The organism is Cerasicoccus maritimus (assembly GCA_031296935.1).
GTDB classification, from domain to species: domain Bacteria; phylum Verrucomicrobiota; class Verrucomicrobiia; order Opitutales; family Cerasicoccaceae; genus Cerasicoccus; species Cerasicoccus maritimus.
The window spans coordinates 59,946-77,604 of record JAVDPD010000022.1; the positions used below are offsets into that span (position 1 = coordinate 59,946).

At 56.6% G+C, this 17,659-nt stretch carries 17 protein-coding genes; 9 read left to right on the plus strand and 8 right to left on the minus strand.

The window, feature by feature from the left end:
• Positions 1-78: 78 nt before the first annotated feature.
• Together RBB62_RS13755 and RBB62_RS13760 are read left to right on the plus strand one after the other, a co-directional pair.
• A complete protein-coding gene (locus tag RBB62_RS13755) occupies positions 79-981 on the plus strand; it encodes an HAD family hydrolase (protein ID WP_309399519.1) in 903 nt (300 codons plus the stop codon).
• 168 nt (positions 982-1,149) lie between these two features.
• Entirely contained in the window at positions 1,150-1,926 is a 777-nt protein-coding gene (locus RBB62_RS13760) for an endonuclease/exonuclease/phosphatase family protein (protein ID WP_309399520.1), read from the plus strand.
• Positions 1,927-2,239: 313 nt separating this feature from the next.
• On the opposite strand, the gene RBB62_RS13765 is transcribed toward RBB62_RS13760, so the two are convergent.
• Positions 2,240-3,253, minus strand: coding sequence for a LacI family DNA-binding transcriptional regulator (locus tag RBB62_RS13765; RefSeq protein ID WP_309399521.1), 1,014 nt, complete (start codon positions 3,251-3,253; stop codon positions 2,240-2,242).
• A 168-nt stretch (positions 3,254-3,421) separates the two neighbouring features.
• On the opposite strand from RBB62_RS13765, the gene RBB62_RS13770 reads away from it, so the two are divergent.
• Entirely contained in the window at positions 3,422-4,273 is an 852-nt protein-coding gene (locus tag RBB62_RS13770; RefSeq protein WP_309399522.1) for a PEP-CTERM sorting domain-containing protein, read from the plus strand.
• Positions 4,274-4,749: 476 nt separating this feature from the next.
• Here RBB62_RS13770 and RBB62_RS13775 read toward each other — a convergent pair whose 3' ends face one another.
• Both RBB62_RS13775 and RBB62_RS13780 read right to left on the minus strand, forming a co-directional pair.
• A complete protein-coding gene (locus RBB62_RS13775; RefSeq protein WP_309399523.1) occupies positions 4,750-6,441 on the minus strand; it encodes a S8 family peptidase in 1,692 nt (563 codons plus the stop codon).
• Positions 6,442-6,663: 222 nt separating this feature from the next.
• Entirely contained in the window at positions 6,664-7,041 is a 378-nt protein-coding gene (locus tag RBB62_RS13780; protein WP_309399524.1) for a hypothetical protein, read from the minus strand.
• Positions 7,042-7,364: 323 nt separating this feature from the next.
• Here RBB62_RS13780 and RBB62_RS13785 point away from each other — a divergent pair, with 323 nt between their 5' ends.
• From RBB62_RS13785 to RBB62_RS13795, 3 genes are read left to right on the plus strand one after another with little or no spacing between them, the layout of a single operon-like run.
• Positions 7,365-8,534, plus strand: coding sequence for a SpoIIE family protein phosphatase (locus tag RBB62_RS13785; protein ID WP_309399525.1), 1,170 nt, complete (start codon positions 7,365-7,367; stop codon positions 8,532-8,534).
• A 32-nt stretch (positions 8,535-8,566) separates the two neighbouring features.
• Positions 8,567-8,989, plus strand: coding sequence for an ATP-binding protein (locus tag RBB62_RS13790; RefSeq protein WP_309399526.1), 423 nt, complete (start codon positions 8,567-8,569; stop codon positions 8,987-8,989).
• Positions 8,990-8,993: 4 nt separating this feature from the next.
• Entirely contained in the window at positions 8,994-9,800 is an 807-nt protein-coding gene (locus RBB62_RS13795) for an enoyl-ACP reductase FabI (protein WP_309399527.1), read from the plus strand.
• A gap of 395 nt (positions 9,801-10,195) precedes the next feature.
• On the opposite strand, the gene RBB62_RS13800 is transcribed toward RBB62_RS13795, so the two are convergent.
• The 5 genes from RBB62_RS13800 to RBB62_RS13820 form a co-directional block, all read right to left on the minus strand.
• On the minus strand, positions 10,196-10,498 hold the full coding sequence (locus tag RBB62_RS13800) for a hypothetical protein (protein ID WP_309399529.1): 303 nt from the start codon (positions 10,496-10,498) through the stop codon (positions 10,196-10,198).
• Between the two features lie 213 nt (positions 10,499-10,711).
• Complete coding sequence (aroA, locus tag RBB62_RS13805) at positions 10,712-12,058, minus strand: 3-phosphoshikimate 1-carboxyvinyltransferase (protein ID WP_309399530.1); 1,347 nt, start codon at positions 12,056-12,058, stop codon at positions 10,712-10,714.
• Between the two features lie 58 nt (positions 12,059-12,116).
• A complete protein-coding gene (locus tag RBB62_RS13810; protein ID WP_309399531.1) occupies positions 12,117-12,272 on the minus strand; it encodes a hypothetical protein in 156 nt (51 codons plus the stop codon).
• 117 nt (positions 12,273-12,389) lie between these two features.
• Positions 12,390-14,222: an arginine--tRNA ligase gene (argS, locus tag RBB62_RS13815; RefSeq protein WP_309399532.1), complete on the minus strand. Its 1,833-nt coding sequence runs from the start codon at positions 14,220-14,222 to the stop codon at positions 12,390-12,392.
• 130 nt (positions 14,223-14,352) lie between these two features.
• Positions 14,353-15,426 carry an alkene reductase gene (locus RBB62_RS13820; RefSeq protein ID WP_309399533.1) on the minus strand — a complete coding sequence of 358 codons (1,074 nt, stop codon included), beginning with the start codon at positions 15,424-15,426 and terminating at the stop codon, positions 14,353-14,355.
• Between the two features lie 100 nt (positions 15,427-15,526).
• Here RBB62_RS13820 and RBB62_RS13825 point away from each other — a divergent pair, with 100 nt between their 5' ends.
• The 3 genes from RBB62_RS13825 to RBB62_RS13835 all read left to right on the plus strand — a co-directional run bounded on the left by RBB62_RS13825 (position 15,527) and on the right by RBB62_RS13835 (position 17,644).
• Positions 15,527-15,823 carry an ArsR/SmtB family transcription factor gene (locus RBB62_RS13825; RefSeq protein WP_309399534.1) on the plus strand — a complete coding sequence of 99 codons (297 nt, stop codon included), beginning with the start codon at positions 15,527-15,529 and terminating at the stop codon, positions 15,821-15,823.
• 390 nt (positions 15,824-16,213) lie between these two features.
• Positions 16,214-16,666 (plus strand): YbhB/YbcL family Raf kinase inhibitor-like protein, encoded by a 453-nt coding sequence (locus RBB62_RS13830; RefSeq protein WP_309399536.1) that lies wholly within the window; start codon positions 16,214-16,216, stop codon positions 16,664-16,666.
• Between the two features lie 150 nt (positions 16,667-16,816).
• Positions 16,817-17,644: a YihY/virulence factor BrkB family protein gene (locus tag RBB62_RS13835; protein WP_309399537.1), complete on the plus strand. Its 828-nt coding sequence runs from the start codon at positions 16,817-16,819 to the stop codon at positions 17,642-17,644.
• Positions 17,645-17,659 lie beyond the last annotated feature (15 nt).

Consider the following 17,659-nt stretch of genomic DNA (forward strand, 5'->3'; position numbering starts at 1 on the left):
GAGGCCGCTTATCAGGGGCATCAAAATTTGGAGCGTTTTCAAATTGCCGCCCGTGCTTGAGGCCGCAATATTCCGATTATGGCACTTAAGCTGAAACCCGTTGATATCATCCGTAACAATTCCCCGGAAATGGAGCCAGTCCCGACTGGCCAAAAGCCTAAGCTGAAAAAGCTCAAGGGCATCCGCGCTGTCTTGTTCGACATTTATGGCACGCTCTTTCAGAGCGGAGTGGGCGACATCTCACTCGTTGCAAACGACAAATCCAAAACCCGCGAAAAACTCATTCGTCAATCGATTGAAGAGGTCGGCTTCATTCTTCTGGATGAGAAAACGCCGATCAATGAACTCTTCCTCGACACGATTAAGGCCGAGCAGGACATCCGTCGCGATCAGGGGACGCCGTTTCCCGAGGTGGACATCATCGGCGTGTGGGAGGACCTGCTCGGGCAACTCGAAGCCTATGAGCTGATCCGTGGTCGCAGCACGCGCAACAACCTTATGCAGCTCGCAACGCTCTTCGAGGTGCGCGTGAATCCGGTTTACCCGATGCCTGGCGTGCTCGATGTTTTTGAAAGCTGCCTCGACAAAGGCAAGAGCCTCGGACTCGTTTCCAATGCGCAGGCTTTCACGCCGCTCTTATTCGATGCCTTCTTTGAAGACAGCCCACATGATCTTGGTTTGGAAGAATTGCTCTGCATTTATTCCTATGAACACAGTGTGGCCAAGCCCGGCCCTGGTCTCTACGAAATCGCCAAGGAGCGCCTCCAAGCCCTTGACGGCATTGCACCAGAAGAAACTCTCTTCATCGGCAACGATTTGCGCAACGATATTTGGCCTGCGCAGGAACTAGGATTTAAGACTGCGCTCTTTGCAGGTGACAACCGTTCTCTGCGCCTCAGAGAGGATGATTCCGATTGTCAGGACGTAACGCCCGACTTGGTCGTTACTGAGCTTGAGCAGATACCCGAGTGCTTTGGATAGTCATGGTATTTTGAGAGCGCTAAAGAAGCAGGCGTTTAACACGAACTATAAACTTGGCCTGCTGGTATTCTGCCGGCAGGCCTTCGAGTAATTTGCGCAAACGATGCAACTTGAATCCACAATGCACTAACCGCTTGCGCGATAGCTCAATTTTAGCAATTTAAACGCGTGCCTGACAAACTCAGACTCGTCACTTTCAATATCGCTCACGGGCGCGGATTGTCTCTCTACCAGAAGTTCAGTTCTCCGGAGCGTATTCGCAAAAACCTGCGAGCAATCGGTGAGCTCATGAAAAGAGTGGATGCCGATATTGTCGCCATGCAGGAGGTTGATGAGGATTCGCATTGGAACTGGAACATCAATCTGCTCAAGGAGATCCAGGCCGCCGCTGGGTACGAGTATGCGGAGTTGGGCGTGAATAATCGCCGCGAGGGCAAGCGCCCGCTGTCTTACGGTAACGCAATCCTTTCCCGCTACCCACTAGAGCATTGGCATAACCAGGCTTTTGGGGAAGCCACGTTAGGCGAGAAAGGGTTTCTCTACGCGGAAATTCTCTATAAGGGACAGGTGCTGCCTTTGCTCAACGTTCATCTGGATTTTCGTTCGCGCAAGCGTCGCTTGGAGCAGGTCGAACAGATCGTAGACTATATCATCGAGAATGCACATCGTGGTCCGGACGAACGTCCGCTCGCGCCTATTATCTGCGGAGATTTCAACAGTCGTTCACGCCCGAAGGCAGACGCCGTCCACCACCTGTTTCAGCACATCCTCAAGCACCGCGAATATCATCTCTACCCGCGGGACAAGCGGACCTTCCCTGCGCATTTGCCCAGCAAAACGATCGACTTTGTTTTTCTGCCCGAGCCTTATCGGATGACCGCCTGTGAGGTGCTGCCTGGGTTCTTTTCTGACCACAAGCCTGTGCTGCTGGAGTTCGATGTATAGGCTGACCGAAAGCATGCATCGTCCTTGAAACTGGCGAACGGCTGCACCTTGGTATTGGCAGTACGTTTGTGAAGATACTAGAGCGCTTTTCATCTAACTTGGCCGATCAGGCCGCAGTGATTTTTCGAGTCCAGCAAGGCGGCTTGAGCGTAGCGCACTGGAAGTGCGTGAGTGAAAAGCCAACGAAGCTGACGTGGAAAAGCGCTCGGTTAAAGGCTTAGGCCAGATTGGAAGGTCGCGGCGTTGGCATTTCAATCTCATCCCCACCTGATTCGGCCAAGTTAGATGAAAAATGCGCTACCAGAGAAGCCGCTCAGCTTGTGCGGATGGGCAGGCTTTTGCCTTCGACCCATTGGGGGACCATCACGATTTCCTTGGGGTAGGTGGGAAAGCCTTTTTCGCCGTGGGCAATTTGTTCAGCGACCATGCGAGCGCCAGCAATGTAGAGCTCCGACATTTGGGAGTCGCAGCCGGCAATGCCGCAGAATGAGTTTGTGGTGATGGAGCAGTAGGTGGGAAACTGGCTATGCAGACCTACCTGCTCGTATGCTTTGCGAAGGTCGGTATAGGGCAAGATGACGACGTCGGGGCGGCATTCACGGAGCCAGTCGATGGTGGTCGCGCCCAAGTCGGGATGTGACTTTTGCTTTTGGATTACGCGCCAAAAACAGTGGATGCCCTCGTTGCGGCGGCGATGTTGAAAACTATAGATAGCGCCGAGACGGGCGTCGTCATCCCAGGGGTTGACGGACTCAGTGCAGAGCATCGCCATGCGCCGGTAGCCGCGTTTGGCGACTTCGACGAGGGTCGTCATGGTGAAGTCAAAGGGGCTGTGGCGCACGAGGTTGAAGGGGAGTGCAGTGTTGCCGCGGGAGACTTTGGCGACGGAGAAATCACTCCACGGCAGGGCGAGCGGGTCCTCGCCGTTGAAATCGATGTTGCGCCATTGGAGCAGGATGCCGGACACGCCCTGATGATAAAGTTCGCGCAGGAGGCGGCGGAAGTTCGTGTGCTTATTAATTTGCACGATTCGGAAATTCGTCTGGGTGGCCGTGCGAACTTGCTCTTCAATGCCATCCTCAAGCGGATTTTCAGAGAGGAATGCGATTTCGAGGTTTCTGGCTTCGCTGTGCGAGCGGTGGCGCTTGCTGGCGAGCATCGAGGCTACGGTGTCGATCTGGTAGCCCATGCGCTGTGCGACGGCCAGGATGTGCTCCCGTTTGGCCGCGGAAACGCCGACTTTGCCGCGAAGCGCCAGAGAGACAGCGGCAGTGGATACGCCTGCGGCTTGGGCGACGTCTTCGCGTTTTACAAGGGGCTTGTTCATAGATTGCTTACGCGCGTAAGTTTTGGGGGAATTGACGATTTTTCAAGGGTCATTTTAAGTTAAGTGCTATTGCGTGCTGTCGCTTCACGGGTGTGTCAAACTCATGTCATGCAGACTGTGGCAATCACCTCTACCCAAATATTAGAAACCCCTACCCGGAGCAAAAATATGCGTTTACTTCTCATCCTCGGAATCTCCTCGATCCTTACCTCATCACTTGCCGCGCAAGCGGTGCTGGAAGTGCGTTTGCTCAGCGAGAACATCACTGGTTTGTCGGATGGTGAGCGGATGTTCGACAGTGGCTTGAGCACGCCGATCCCCTGGCCGGACAGCAGCGGCAACGGCCGCGACGCTGCGGGGACGGACATCTTTACTTCACCTTTTTATGATGCAGCCGAAGTTGGTGTATTCGGCAATCAGCCCTTTGTGCGCGCCCAAAGTGGAGACTATCTCGTCGGCGCTACGCCAACGCTGGCGGACTGGGGTATGTCGAGCTTTGTCGTCGCGCAGATTGATCAGGCAGGCGCTGTTTTCTCCTTGGGCAATTCCGGGAGCTCGGTAGGCTACATCTTGCTCAGCGCGACCGCTGATGGCAATTTGACGGTTGGTTGGCGCGGTACGAATTTCTCAATAAATTTCACGTCGTCAACCGGCCTGAATGTCTTCGGTGAGGAGCATTTGTTTGCCGTTGATTTCCGCGCCAAGGACGACATCGAAGTCTTCGTGGACGGCGTGTCAGTGCTCGTACACAACACCGCAACGTCGTCCAGCGTAGGCATTACGAGCATCGATCGCTACGGGATAGGCGTGAATGCGCGCAGCACTTTGTCCGACGGTAACGGCATCCAGGTTGCTGCGGCTGAGTTTTACACAGGCGCTTTGGCTGCCGGGCAGATGGATTCCATTTCGCAGTCTCTAGCCGATACCTATGGCGTCAATTTGATCCCTGAGCCATCGCACTACGCCATGCTCTTTGGAGCAGCGATGCTTTTTGGTCTGATGATCCGCCGGAGAGTATAAGCAGCACCTTTCCTGTTGGCAACTGATGTCATCAGGGCTCTTCGGATGAGTCTAGGCCACGAACACAGATGGTCGTAGCCCCCAGAAGGCTGAAGCGAAAAACGATTCACAAAGAAATCTTAGCGCCGTGTTCACGTCCGCCCCATTGTCACCTTGCCAAGCTTCCGCTGAGTTGTTTCAGGAAGTTAATTGGACGATGCTTAATACTCCGAGCCGATGTCCGGGCGGAGGTTGAAATACGACACAATGCGCAGGGGGGTGTAAACGCCAGTAATGTTGTCGGGTAGCCACTCAACGCGAAAAGCCACTGTATGCATCAAATCAACTTCAGCCCGGCAGTACGACCAAATCCGACGGGCTGCTGACCATCGATTTACCAAGTCCCCGGGTTTCCAGGGGCTCTTTGCATCAGCTTTGCATTGGTTTAGTTTGATGATCGCTAATGCCGGATTCGGCGAGTAGCGATTGGGTAGCGCCTACTGGACGCGGGCTTCAATGAAGGTTTCCTGACCGTCGTCGTCGAGGGTGACGCCGTAGGCGGTGACGATTACGTTGTTGGCCGTGTTGACGTCTTCGGCCTCTTCGGTATTGATCACTGTGCCGATGGCGGCAGGGCGACCGGCGGTGAAAAATTCGGCGGGGATCGTGGCCTCGTACTCAATGACCTGGCCCGGCGCGATGGGGCCAAACTGAATCGTCGAGCGGTTGTTTTGCGCACCAATCATCAGCGTGAGGACCGGGTGGTTGATGACCGTTGTGCCACGGTTTTGAATGCCGATGCGGACGGGCAGGCCGGCGCTGCTGGCGAGGCCTGCGTCCACGTAGTGATCTGTCACCGCGAGGTCGACCACGCCTTTCTCGTTGGCGCGCATGACGCGGGTTAGATCGAGCACGCCAGTGCCAAGAAAAGGGTCGGCGCCGGGCTCGCCACGGTCGCTGGTTTGGGCGAGGACAATGGACGCCGCTTCCTGCGCGCTGACGTTCAGCTCGGACATGGTGGCGGCGATGGCGGCACTGACCACGGGTGTGGCCGCCGAGGTGCCGCTGAAGAGGATGTTGTCGCGGTCGGTGTAGGCGGCGGGCAGGCCGACGCCGGGCGCCGCGATGTCAGGCCATTTGCCTTCGAGGCCAGCGTTGGGATACTCCGCCCAATGCAGGCCAGCGTCGACGGAGGTCACCGCGATGACTTCCGGGTAAGCGGCCGGATAGGTAATCTGGTCGAGACGGTCGTTGCCCACGGCGGCAACTATGACCACCCCTTTTTCGTGGGCGTATTGGACGGCTTGGCGGACTGCGGGCGTGTCGCCCCAGCCGCCGAGGCTGAGGTTGATGATGTTCGCGCCGTGGTCGACGGCGTCCACGATGCCCTGGGCGATGGTAAAGGTGTTGCCGCTGTCTTCGCCCAGGGCCTGATAGGCGAGGATGTCTGCTGCGGGGGCAAGGCCACTGGGCTGACCGAGGTCTCCATTGCCCACGATGAGCGAGGTAACGGCGTTGCCGTGGCCGTTGGCGACGAGCTCCTCGATCAGTGCATAGCGGTCGATACGCGCACTGCTCAAGGCGGGGTGGCTGGTCACTCCGGCGTCGATGACGGCGATGCGGACGCCCTTGCCCCAGTCGGCTATGTCGTCGGGTGCGCCGAGGAGTTTGATCCAATTATCGCCAAAGGCTTGCAGGTGCGCGCCGTCGGCACCGGCGTCGATGGGCTCGGGCAGGGCGACGGCGATGTTGTTGTAGGTCTCGGCAATGCGATCGCCCAGAAGGCGGCGCAGCTCATCGATGCCGCCAGCTGGTAGCTCGACGCGGAGCATGCCTAGCGAGCTGATGCTGCCAGTCATGGGGATGCCAGCATTGGTTAAGATGCGGATGGCTTCGTTGAAGGCCGCTTTATCGTCAAATTGCACGATGGCTTCGCCTTCAATGATCTCGCCAGTGCGCGCGCTGCTAGACTCACTGTGTGGCTGCTGGCTGGGGATTTGGGGTTGTCGGGCTGAGAATTCGCCGTTGGGTGCTGTGGCATACTGTGGCGCGGACGTGGTGGTGGGCAAGGTGTCTGTTGTGGATGGTGTGGACGCCGCTTCGTCTCGCTGCCGTCCCAGCCAAAACACGCCGACCACCGTGATCAACACGAGGGCGCCGAGGGCGAGTATTTTTATTGCGCGGCTCATTGCTCGAGAAATGTAATTAATCACAGGTTGCTTCAATCTACAACCTCAGCTTCGCGGAAAAGTTGCAGGCATGAAGGACACAACGTCGCTCAGAATCAAAAGCACTCTCGTGTCCCCCGTGGTTAAACTCGAGTGGGCTCTCCACATTTCAGAAATCCGTACACAAAAACGGGCAGGTGACGGCCCGCCCGTGATTCCGTTAACTGAACTGTGCTGAGATGACTATTTCTGGCTGTTGTCTTTGCTCCAGAAGAAGCAGGTGCCTTTGGTTTCCAGCTGGAAGACGGCTGCCTTGTAAAGCGGCAGGATGATTTCATTGACGACGGCCAGGAGGTCTTCTTTGTTGTCGGCTTCGATCTCGTAGGATTCGATTTCAATGGTGGCGTTGAGCGGCTTGAAGTTATCCGCGAGCAGGGTCCAACGGGCATTGAATTCGTCGGGTTCGCTGATCACGATGTTCAGCGGCACATTGGCCTCGTCGCACTTGGTGATGGGCCATTCGCCGAGGTCGTCGATGCGGTCGATGATCGCGGCGAGTTTCTTGGTCGTCTTGGGCTTGGGAGCCTGACGGGCTTTTGGTGTCTCGATGGTTGCTGGCATGTTCTGTCTCGTTTAGTTAGTTAACGGCGTTTCACCGATGACGATACGATCGTATGAAACCGGCAAAACGTCAAATTGTTTTTAGTCAATAATACGTCAAAAAAATAGTAGTTTGGCCCTAAATGTAGTGAAATGGTAAAGGCCCTAATCAATATGTTGTGTCTCCTAGCACTGAATGTGCCATTGTCGTGTTTGTGCCCCAAATGGTGTATTTCTGCGCATTTTATTCGCTAACTGGCTAATTTTTAACGCCTTAAAGGCGTATTTTATGACTGAACGCTTGTGCTGGGAGGCGGGGCCGCTATGGTGAGGCTATTATTGCTATGAGTGAAGCCCTTGAAGCTGCTAAACAGGATTTCAAAATTAAGGTGCTGATGGTCGACGACCAGGGCATGGTTTGCGAGGCCGTGCGCCGCATGTTGGCCGATGAACCCGGCATTGAATTCCACTCGATGACTGAGCCGACCAAGGCCATTGATTCCGCGCTGCACATCCAGCCGACCGTCATCTTGCAGGACCTCGTCATGCCGGATGTCGATGGCCTGACGCTGGTGAAATTCTACCGCGCCAAACCCGAGCTGAAGGACGTGCCGATCATCGTGCTTTCGTCCAAGGAAGAGGCCGAAACCAAGAAGAAGGCCTTCGAGCTCGGCGCCAATGACTACATGGTCAAGCTGCCCGACAAGCTGGAGGTCATCGCGCGCATTCGCTACCACTCCACGGGCTACATCCGGCTGCTGGAGCGTAATGCCGCGCAAGCCGCGCTGCAAGCCGAGCTCGACGAAGCTGCGCGCTACGTGCAGTCACTCTTCCCGGGCAAGCACGAGGACGACATCGTCAAGACCGACTGGGTTTTCATTGCCTCGACTGATCTTGCCGGAGACACCTTTGGCTACCACTGGCTCGACGACGACCATTTTGCCATCTACCTGCTCGACGTGTGCGGCCACGGCGTGGGCGCGGCGCTGCACTCCGTATCGGCGATCAACGTCATGCGCGCACAATCTCTGCCGGGAGTGGATTTCCACGATCCGGGTGCCGTTCTGGGCGGGCTCAACGAAGCCTTCGACATGGAGAAGCACAACGACATGTACTTCACCATGTGGTATGGCGTCTATAATAAGCAGACCCGCGAAATGGTTTACAGCTCCGGCGGACACCCCGCATCGGTCCTCGTTCGCGAGGGTGCCGAGCTGCAACGCCTGGCGACACCGGGTATGATCGTGGGCGGCATGCCGGGCCTCACTTACATGACGGAGACCGTCAAAATCGAGCCTGGCGACAAGCTCTACGTGTTTAGCGACGGCGTTTACGAAGTCGACTACAAGGACGGCTCCGGGATGATGACGGACGACGAATTCGCGGTGGAGCTCAACAAGCCCAACCCGTCGAGCAAAGCCAAGGTCGATTACATGGTCGACTGGGTGCGCGAGGCGCAGGGCCGCGATCCTTTCGAAGACGATTACTCCCTCGTCGAAGTCATTTTCAAGTAAACGCCATCTCTGCCAACCCCTGAAACCTGCTGATGCATTTTACTTACCACAATGATTTGTCCGAGCTGGAAAAACTGGCCGCGGACCTCGAAGCTTTTGGTGACGAGCACATGGTCAACCCGGCCATCGTGCACGCCTTCAACCTCTGCCTCGACGAGATCTTGACCAACATTATTTCCTACGGATTTGAGGACGGCGCGGACCACCGCGTGGACCTCGAACTGTCGATGGAAGGCGAGTTCGTCGTCGCCACGATGACTGACAACGGCAAGGAGTTCAACCCGCTCACCGACGCCAAGGACCCCGACCTGGAGTCCGCGATCGAAGAACGCGAAATCGGCGGTCTCGGCATTTTCTTTCTCAAGCAAATGATGGACGAGCTGGACTATCAGTACGTGGATGGCCGCAATCAGTTGACGATGAAGAAGCAGAACGTCAGCCTGCCTGAAGATTAAATCCATGTCTTTGCTCGATCTTTCCAACCGACGCTACCTGGTATTCGGCGTCGCCAACCGTAAAAGCGTCGCCTGGGCCATCGGCAAGTCCCTCGAAGCCGAGGGCGCGGAAGTCGTTTACTCCGTGCGTTCCGAGGCTCGCCAGGAGTCGCTCACCAAGCTCATGGGCGACCGTCAGGTCCACATTTGCGACGTCGAGCGCGGCGAGGAAATCACGGCGCTGGCTGATAAGCTGCAAGCCGAGGGTGGGGCGCCGTTTGACGGAATCGTCCACTCCATCGCATTTGCGAACTACAGCAAAGGCATCCGCCCGTTTCACGAAACGGACCGCGAAGACTTCCTGCAGGCTACGGCGATTTCCAGCTTCTCGTTGGTGGAAATTTCCCGCGCGTTCAAGCCGCTGATGAAGCCCGACGCCTCGGTCGTGTCGATTGGCATCTCGAGCCAAGTGCTCGCTGAAAATTACGGCTACATGTCGCCGATCAAGGCCGCGCTCGAAAGCACCTCGCGCTTCCTGGCCAAGTCCTTCAGCGCCGACACACAAATCCGCTTCAACACGGTCAACGCCGGCCCGCTCAAGACCAGCGCCAGCGCCGGCATCCCGGGCTACCTGGAGAACTACCTTTACGCGGAGAAGCTGACCTTGCGTGGCAAGGCAATCACGACGCAAGAAGTCGCCAACACCGCCATCTTCCTGCTCAGCCCGATGAGCAGCGGCATTAACGCGCAAGGCATCGTGGTCAATCAGGGCATGGACCTGAATTACTTCGAGAAGGACGTCGTTTTGGCGGCCACCAAGCTGAGCGATTAACGGCAACGGTTTACATCAAGCCACATGTTTTTCGAAAGTCTCCGGTTTCCGCCGGAGGCTTTTTGTGTCCCGCTGGTCCAGTCGCACGAGCGAAACGCGTATATCACGTTCCTAAGTCGTTGAGCTCCAGTGCGAGTTAATAGTGAGAGCTACTCACTATTGAAATGCTCACGCGTTCACTTTTTGTTTGGCGAACAGGGGTAGATGATGTAGTGTTTTATTGATCACTTAAACTGCCTCTCCGAAGTAGCATAGGCGTCCCGCCTGTGCCCTAATCCATCTAACTGCTACGGGAACGCGAAGCTTCAGCGAGTGTTAGCGCTGCCTCTTAGCCTAACGCCACTCCTACGCATCACTCGCTAAAGCTTCGCGCTCCTGCCACTCCAACTCACAACTTACCAACCCGACAAACACGATGAACCTCCCCCAACATCATCCTCCTTAGCCAGCATGACGAAGGTATCCCAGTCGACGCCATGCGGGGGCATTCGCTCCGCGGGCGTTGCTGCGTCGTGCAAACGGGCCCATTCGCTGACTGACTTGGTGACAGCAAGCAGCCAACCGACGCCCTGTGTTTGCGCGATTTGCACTTCGCCCGACGGACTATGCCAGCCTGCCCAGCGCAGCGTCGACGTGTGAGCCGTTGTCCGGTATTGCCTCCCTTGCGCATTTGCGCGCGGAGCGGCTTTGCCCGGCACGCTCCGGTCGGCAGCCCCTGAGCCGCCTGCATCCCACCTGCGCCATTTCTCGGCGAGCGGGCGGGAATCTTGTTCTCTGACAGTTTAAAAAAGTGCGTTTTTACCCCCCCCTGGGCCCCCAGAATGGGATAAAACAGTGGGGCACCGCAGCTTTTGGGCGTCGAATAGGCCATTTGCGCAATGCGCAAATCTGCGGGTGCAGCGGCACGCTGCCTATGGATGCAACCGCAGGTTACTCAGGACTTCGAAGAAGTTGGGGAAGGTCTTGGCGCAGCAGCCGGGATCGTTGATCGTGATCCAGGCGCGTCCGTCACCATGCAGGTCGTGGCTACCGAGGATGCCAAAGCTCATCGCGACGCGGTGGTCTTCGTAAGTATCGATGGCCAGCGGGGCATCGGCCGTCTTCGCGATCATCGCGGCCTTGTCTGGATAGACGGTCATGCTGTCATCGGTTTCCTCGACGCGTTGACCCAGCTTGCGGAGCTCGGTTGCCATCGCGTTGATGCGGTCCGTTTCCTGATGACGCGTGTGCGCAATGCCGGAAATCGTCGTTGGCCCGTCGAGCAGCGGTGTAATGGCTGCGAGCGTGAGGAAGGTGTCCGAAATCGGGTTGAAATTGATGTCCACGCCGGGCGTCTTGCGTTCGCGGAATTCGGCCACGAGGTCGTTTTCATCGACATTGAAAAACGCGCCAAGCGGTTGGATGGCTTCCACGAACTTGATGTCGCCCTGCAGACCAATGCCGTAGCAGCGCTCCAGGTTGAGCGAGCCGCCGACCACCCAGGGTAGGATGGCGTAGTAGCTGGCCGCCGTGGCGTCGGGCTCGACGACGTAGGCCGGGCGCGGGTAGTAGTAAGCGCCGCCGCCGTTGAAGGTGAACGGGCCGGTATCGGACTCGCCCTGTGGCTCCACGCCGAATTGCTCGATCATGGCGAGCGTCATCCCAATGAAGGGATGGGAAACGGTTTCGCCAGCGAGGGTAATGGTCAGCGGGCCATCGGCAAAAGGCGCGATCATGAGGAGCGCGGAAAGGATTTGGCTGCTGGCCGAGGCGTCGACACTCAGCTCACCGCCGGGCATGCCCTTGGTTTTGAGCGTGAAGGGGAAGTAGCCTTCCTCGCCGTGATACTCGACCTCGGCTGCCCCGTGGGCCACGAGGGCGTCGAGCAGGCCGCGCATCGGGCGCTTGCGCATCGGGGCCGAGCCATCGAGCTTGAAAACGCCGTCTTTGCGCAGGCAGAGCATCGCCGTGAGAAAGCGCGCGGCAGTGCCGGCATTGCCCACGTAGATCTCGGCTTCCGCATTAGGGATCTGGCCGCCGCAGCCGTTGACGAAGATTTCCTTGCCCGCCTCGTCTTCGCTGACGGTGATGCCGAGCGCGCGCAGGGCGTTGGCCATGATGCGGGTGTCGTCGCTGAACAGCGCAGCCTCGAGCGTGAGGGATTCCTTGGAGAGCGCGGCCAGAATGAGGGCGCGGTTCGTAATGCTCTTGGAGCCGGGCAGTGTGACGCGACCACGCACGGGGCGCGTAAATGGCTGGATGGTCAGAGGGTCTGTCATGATGCGAAACCCAGCAGTCAAGCGATCCAGCGGCGGGCTTCAAGCACGAATGAGCAGGTCACATGATCGAATAAATGATTGCACTACAAGGCACGGTTGTTTCGCCGATATTTTTACGCCACCCCAATGAAGTATGCGAGAGCATGGAGATGCTGATGTAGAGGATGGCGATCCCGAGCAGCGCATGTTGGATGCCACGATTGTGCGTATCCATCAGCATGGCAGAGAACCAAGGGGAGGCCAAGAGGCTCAAGGTAAGGGTGCATCACGCTGAATACGCCGCATGACGTCACCCTTCTTCCTTTTACTACGCTCGCCTAAGCGGCGGCCCCTACATTTTTTCCAGCGTCTGAATGCCCAGCAGGTGCATGCCGGTTTCGAGGACGGCCAGCGTGCGGGCGCAGAGCATGATGCGGCGGGCCTTGATATCGGCTTCGTCGACCATCACGTGGTTCGCGCTGTAAAAGCTCGAGAACTCGCCTGCCAGTTCGAAGAGGTACGTGCAAATCTGGTGCGGACGCAGGTCGCTAATCGCCATTTCAAGCGCCACCGGGAAATTGAGCAGCTTGCGGGCAAGCGATAACTCCTCCGGCGTTTCAAGCGCCGATGCACCGTCTTCGCCTTCGCCGGGCTTGAGGCCCATTTTGCGGAAAATGCCATGAATGCGCGCGCCCTGCATTTGCAGGTAAGGCGCGGTGTTGCCTTCGAAGGCGAGAAGCTTGTCCCACGAGAACACGTAGTCCTGCGTGCGGTTCGAAGACAAGTCGGCATAGCGCACTGCGCCCACGCCAACGGCTTCCGCGATGGCGGCCTTTTCGTCGTCCGTGAGGTCCGGCGACTTCATCTTTTCCTCGGCGGTAGCGGACGCGCGCTTCACGGCTTCGTCGAGGAGAGCGTTCAGGCGGATCGGTTCGCCGCTGCGGGTCTTGATCGCCTTGCCGTCCTCGCCGAGAATCGTGCCAAACCACACGTGCTCCAACTGAGGCTTCGCGTAGCCCTTGCACGCAAACCACTTGTTCACGGTCAGGAAAAGCTGCTCGAAATGGTCCTGCTGGCGGCCGTCGGTGACGTAGATTACTTCGTCGGCCTTCAGTTCTTCCACGCGGTACAGCACCGTCGCGAGGTCGGTCGAGGCGTAGTTGCTCGCGCCGTCCTGCTTGCGAATGTTGAACGGGTAGGGACGCTCGTTGTCGCGCGCAAATTTCTTCACCTCGTCATGCCAGACGACCAGCGCGCCGTCGCTTTCTTCGGCGATGTTGCACTCGGTCAGCTCGGTGTAAATGCGGTCGACCTTGTCGCGGTAAAACGACTCGCCGAGCGTGATGTCGGGCTTCACGCCGAGGCGGTCGTAATTGCGCTCAAAGGCGCTGTTCGACACGGCCACAATCTGCTCCCAGATCGCAGTGTTTTCGGCGTCGCCGGATTGCAGCAAGACCAGCTCGTTGCGGGAAATGTCGCGGATCGCCGGGTCTTCCTTTTCGAGTGAGGTGCCCAGCTTGTAAAGGCGCTCAATCTCGGGCAACGCATCCGCGCCGAGCGTGCTCAGGTCAACGCCTTCGCGTTTAATAGCCATGATCAGCGTGCCGAAGTTCGTACCCCAGTCGCCAATGTGATTGTCGCGGGTCACGTCGGCACCGCAAAACTCGAGGATGCGCGCCACGGCTTCGCCAATCACCATCGGACGCAGGTGGCCGATGTGCATTTGCTTGGCGGTATTCGGGCTCGGGTAGTCGATGATGATCTTGCGGCCGGCAAAACGGCTCGCCGCGCCCGCCTTAAACGACGATTCGTCGCGGAATTCCTTCAGCCACGCTTGCAGCACGTTCGGGGCAACGCGGAAGTTGATGAAGCCCGGGCCGGCAATTTCGAGGGCGTAATCCGCGCCTTCAGGAATGGCCGGCTCTTCGCCTTTTTTCGGCTGAATCAAGGTGCCATTAAAGCCGTCCAGCGCGAGCAGGGCGTTCACGAGATCCGTGGCGAGCTGGCGCGGATTGGCCTTGGCTTTCTTGGCGTAGGGCAGGACGCCGTTGGCCTGATAGTCGCCAAATCGGGGGTCGGCGGGGCGGACTCCGGGATCGAAGTCATCGCCAAAGGCGTCGAGCCCCTGGGCAGCTTGGCGCAAAAGCGCATCGAGTTGGCGTCCTAGATCAAACAATAATGCCATCCGACCAAGACTAGCGATTGCGGCGTAAGGTCAAGCTTTTGGCGGAAACTGTTGGCCACGAAAAGGCGCAAAACCCACAAAACGCGTTGAGCACTTTGCGTTTTTTGCGCCTTAATACGGCTAAACTCGTCTAATCGGAAAACGGATAGTCCGTGTAGCCCTCGGGGCCACTGCCGTAGAAGGTGTCCGGGTGGGGCTCATTGAGTGGCAAGCCTTCGGCAAAGCGTCGCACGAGGTCCGGAGTTGCAATGAAATCCTTGCCCCAGGCAGCCGCATCAGCGTCGCCGCTATTGATGAGCGAGTCAGCCGTAGCTTGGTCGAGCTGCTGGTTCGCCACGAGCACTCCACCAAATTTCTCCTTGAGCATCGGGAAGAGGCGTGGCTCTTCTTGCGATTCGCGGGTGAAAATAAACGCGATGCCGCGCTCCTTCATGGCTTCGGCCACGTAGCCAAAGGTCGCCGCGAGGTCGCTGTCGCCCATATCATGAGTGTCGGCCTTCGGCGCCAGGTGCAGGCCCACGCGATCGGGACCCCAGACGGAGATCGCGGCGTCGACGGCTTCGAGCATCAAACGGGCGCGGTTTTCAATTGGGCCGCCGTACTCGTCGGTGCGCTTGTTGGTGGAATCCTGTAGAAATTGGTCGAGCAAATAGCCGTTGGCACCATGTAACTCCACTCCGTCAAACCCGGCGCGCTTAGCGTTTTCCGCGCCCTTGCGATAGGCTTCGACGATGGCTTTGATTTCGTCGAGCTCCAGCGCGCGCGGCGTTTCAAAATCTTTCATCGGGCGGACGAGACTCACGTGGCCCGCGGGCTTAACCGCGCTCGGAGCGACGGGCAGCTTGCCGTCCAGATAAATCGGGTCCGAAATGCGGCCCACATGCCAAAGCTGCAGCACGATGCGCCCGCCCTTGGCGTGTACGGCGTCCGTCACTAGCTTCCATCCTTCGACTTGCTCATCGCTCCAGATACCGGGCGTATCCGGGTAGCCGACGCCCATCGGATCAACCGAAGTGGCTTCCGTAATAATTAGCCCGGCGCTCGCGCGCTGCGCATAATATTCGGCCATCATGGCGTTGGGCACGCGGCCTTCACTGGCGCGGCAGCGGGTGAGGGGAGCCATGATCATGCGATTGGGAAGCTCCCAAGCGCCGACCTTGAGTGGTGAGTGTAAAACGGATTTTTCAGTGATTGAGTTGCTCATTGCGGTGTGTTGTTCTATATTTCTCGAACAATAACCGACGTCATTGCATTCGTCAAATGACTGTTCGCAATTTTTCGAACTAATTTCCAACTGACTGATTATGAAAACCTACGCCCACCCGGAACTGAAAGAGGTCCAGCTGGCATCCGTCATGCACGCCTTGTCGGATCCGTGCCGCATCGCAATCGTCAGCGCATTGCTGGAGAAACCGAATCTAGCTTGTAACGAACTGCCAACGGAGGTCTCGAAGGCAACCTTGTCGCATCACATGGAAGTCCTACGCGGCGCTGGCCTGATTGAAACCCGCGTTGAAGGTGCCAAGTGCCTGAGCTCCGTCCGCGAAGACGAAATGGAGGCGCATTTCCCCGGCGTTCTAGCGCTAGTAGCGCGAGATTAGCTGTTTACTGTTTTGAGTCATGCTGCACCTCACTTAATTTGAGAGCTTACATAATACTTGCTAGTGGATTTTCAGATCCTGATGCGCCAGACCGGCCGTGAGCAATGAACTCTTTTGATGAGCGGCCATGCTGCCGGTCGGCTTTTGTTTCATCTCTCGTTTTTTAGCCACATGCAATAAGTAACTTTGGCTAGAAAGTCTCAACTCTTTGGTGAGTTGGTATAGCTTCTTTGCCTGTGGTGATTTCGATTATCAGTGTTGCTACATTTCTCACAACTGACTGATCCCAGTCTTGCCTAGTGAGTAATATGTTCCATGATGTGCATTATGGGGAATTGGGGTAAACGTGCCTTTGTGTACGGGGCTTGGCTGCTGCTTTGGGGGAAAGTCATGGCTCTGGATGTGCTATCACCGGCTTTCGTGGATGGCGGGAGTTTGCCTGAGCTCTATTATGCACAAGATTCAGAATTCTCTCCCCCATTGGAGTGGTCATGCGATTCGAGCAAAGTTGCTTCTTATGTTTTAGTAGTCGATGAACCGAATGAGCATGGAATGCCCATTGTGCATTGGGTCGTTTACAATATCCCTCGAAATTGGAGACAGATTCCGGAAAACTACTTATCGACTCTTTGCGATGCCCGGGGGCAACCTGAAATAGGGCTCAATGATTGGGCGCGAGTTGAATGGGTTGGTCAAACAGAGGGTAGGGCGATGCTGCGATTCCGCCTTTATGCAATTAGTCGTAAGCTGAGCTTTTCCTCCATGCCAAATGCGTATGATGTGCTTTCAGCGGCCCAGCGTTATATCTTGGATGACGCAAAAATTTCCGCTTATACGCACTAGTTGCTCAAGGGTAACGGCGTTCGTTTTCGCTTTCATCGGGTGGAGTCTACTGTCTGAAGCTACCTTCAGGGAGCTGTTGTCGAAATCAATAGCTGAACTCTGAGCCTTCGAGGCTTGATCCAGTGCAGGGAACCCACACTTTAGTTGGAAGTGAAATCCTGTGGGAAATTTCTGCTCAATACGGTGTCGCGCTGGATGAATGCGGATGGCTTTGGTTTGTCCGCATCGATGTCTTTTTATATGCTGTTTTCTTCAGCGCCACTGATTGTATTTGCGCTCATGATCGCAGGTAAGATTCTCGGTGAGTCCGGAGCTCGGGATGCAGCGGTGGATTGGTTGCAAAATTTCATGTCCCAGACAGAGGCGGCATCATTAATAAAGCTGTTGCAGCCGGACGCCTTTGAGAAGCAAGGCTGGCTCCTTGCTGTGGTGTCGGCGGTTACGCTATTTTGGGCAGCGACCTTGATATTTGTCCGTTTGAGGATTAGTGTTAACCGGCTACTGCAAATCACAAGCATCGACATGCGACAAGCCGTGAAGCGTAGTTTGCTTGGCAGACTTAATGCCTTTGTCTTCACCCTTGCCGCTGGGCTGGTTTTGGTTGCAGGTATACTCACCACCGCGATGGCGCCGAAGGTGATTTCTCTGTTTTTACCACATAATGCGAATTGGGCAAGCTACGTCATTAGCGGCATCAATGCATTGTTGGTCTTTCTTGCGATTGGGGCAATTATGCGATTGTTGCCAGTGCATGCGCCAAGATGGAAGGCTATACTGATCGGTAGTGTGTTTGTGCTGGTAGCATTCGAAATCGGACGCTTATTGGTTAATGTTTATCTGGAGCAAAGTGAGATTGCCTCTGCATATGGCGCGGCGAATACGCTGGTGATTTTCCTGCTCTGGATTTATTACTCTACGCAAATGTTGCTCTTCGGTGTCAGTATAGCGGGCGAGGTTGATGCTCAGTTATCCAAGTAGTTTGATGGAATATCT